Source organism: Phormidesmis sp. 146-12 (genome assembly GCF_052939495.1).
On sequence record NZ_JBJPHS010000241.1, the window covers coordinates 1 to 1,797 of the forward strand.

1 protein-coding gene is annotated in these 1,797 nt (G+C 51.0%); it reads right to left on the reverse strand.

Features of this window, described 5'->3' with window-relative positions; translation table 11 throughout:
* Positions 1 to 19: 19 nt before the first annotated feature.
* Positions 20 to 1,741 (reverse strand): IS1634 family transposase, encoded by a 1,722-nt coding sequence (locus ACKFKF_RS34985; protein WP_446871932.1) that lies wholly within the window; start codon positions 1,739 to 1,741, stop codon positions 20 to 22.
* Positions 1,742 to 1,797: the final 56 nt, after the last annotated feature.

Here is a 1,797-nt window from a genome sequence, read left to right on the forward strand (position 1 = left end):
ACTCACGGTTCGCTCATTTTCAGGGAGGGTCGTCAGATTGCGGACCCAAGCGAGTATAAATTTCAATTGAGAAATTCATCAACTGCAACACTCGTTGCTGAAGCAGATTCAGACTGGAGAGATCAACATAGACCTCTCCTTTAGCATGAATCAGAACGAGCGTGATTTCCTTGAAACTCTCCAGCACTTTTTCTGCGGTGGGTTGAGCAGTAGACCGCTTGGGATTGCCTGCATATAGCCCCGCTAACTCTGCCTGTTCGAGTGCTAGGGAGCGACGCACCTGAAACTCAACTAAGGTCAAGAGTCGCAGTCCGATAGACAGGAGTCTGATTAATCCTTTGATATGGTCTTCGCGTTGCAGGAACATCGGCTTGAGTGAGAGGGGCTGCCCTTTGAGCCGACCAAACTGCTGCTCAATCATATACTCCTGTCGATAAGCGATGACTGCCTGAGATAGCGATAAGTCCGCTTGAGGCTGATTCGTGGCATAGACTCGCCAACCGAGTTGCTGCATTTGTTGCTCAACCGCTGTGAGGTCGAGCGTAAAGTCTACTTGAAATCGGCGTTGCTCAACGACCTGCGCCGGTCTATTGCCATACTTTCGTTGTGCAACTTGGGTGATTTGTACTGGATAGTTCAACGCAAACAGAGACGTGACGCGATGCTTGGCGATAATTCGCTCGGTCGCCTCGGTCAAACTTTCGAGGTCGCCAAACGGTTTCTTGCCGCGACCCGGTTGATTCAGTGCTGCTAACTCAGACTGTGCTTGGTCAATTCGAGCTTGCAAAGCTTGCTTTTGGGCATTGCCGTGAGCTATCGAGTACACAACCAAGCGGCGCTCTGTCCAAGTCCATTCTGTTTTCTCGACTGGCATTGCGCAGACGGACTCTTGTTCATAGCCCTCAGCAATCAGCGTGGTTGTACCATTTGCATAATCATAGTAGGTCGGCTCTAATCCGACCTGTTTGGCTTGGACAAGACTCAGATACTCCTGCATCTGGGCATCACTTACCTGCATTTTCGACAATGGACACAAATAGTAATCGCCCCCCGACGCAATCAGATATCTTGTGTTCAAGCTACTCATCTTACAATCGCCCACATACATCAGTCCAGTCACGTTGAGCGTTTGTCTAACTTGTTCAACTGCCGGGGCATACAATGGGTCATCTGCCGCGTTGCCTGCGACAATCTCACTCACAATCGGCAATCCCAATGGGTCTAAGCTCGCCATCATCAGTTTAAGTTGGCACAAGTCCGGTCGAGGGTCTTTGCTATGTCCGCGTTGAAACAGTCCATCTTCGCTCGCACTCCAAAATCCACTGGTGGTTGTACTATCGAGTCGAACCCGCTCTGGGCGCAGGTCATACACTTGAATCTGTCGCTGCGTCAGGCTTGCCTCAAACTGCCGCCAGTCGCCATCATCGCTCAAATATCGCAACACCCCTTCTAAGCGATCATCACTCCAATCGAGTGCTCGAATCTCCTGTCCTAAACTGCCTCCAAGCGTCTCAAGATGATGCTCTACCCATCCTTGTACCTGGTTCAACCGATGATCCGCTTGCGACAAGATGTGACTCAGCCAGACCACAGCAACGGTGCCTAAACTCACTCCCTGCCAATTGCCGTGCTGTGGGAAGTGTTCATCCAGCAGGGCTTGCACCCCCATGCGCTCTAACTGGGCTAGCAGTAAGGGAATGTCATCTACTCGTTCGGTTGTGATGCTGACGGGATGGCTCATTGCCAAACTTTAGCTCAATCTGCTGACCTTGCTCAAAAATGGGCGAACCGTGAGTT

Coding starts and splice junctions, on each gene's coding strand:
- ACKFKF_RS34985 (WP_446871932.1), bottom strand. CDS start 1,741: ATGAGCCATCCCGTCAGCATCACAACCGAACGAGTAGATGACATTCCC.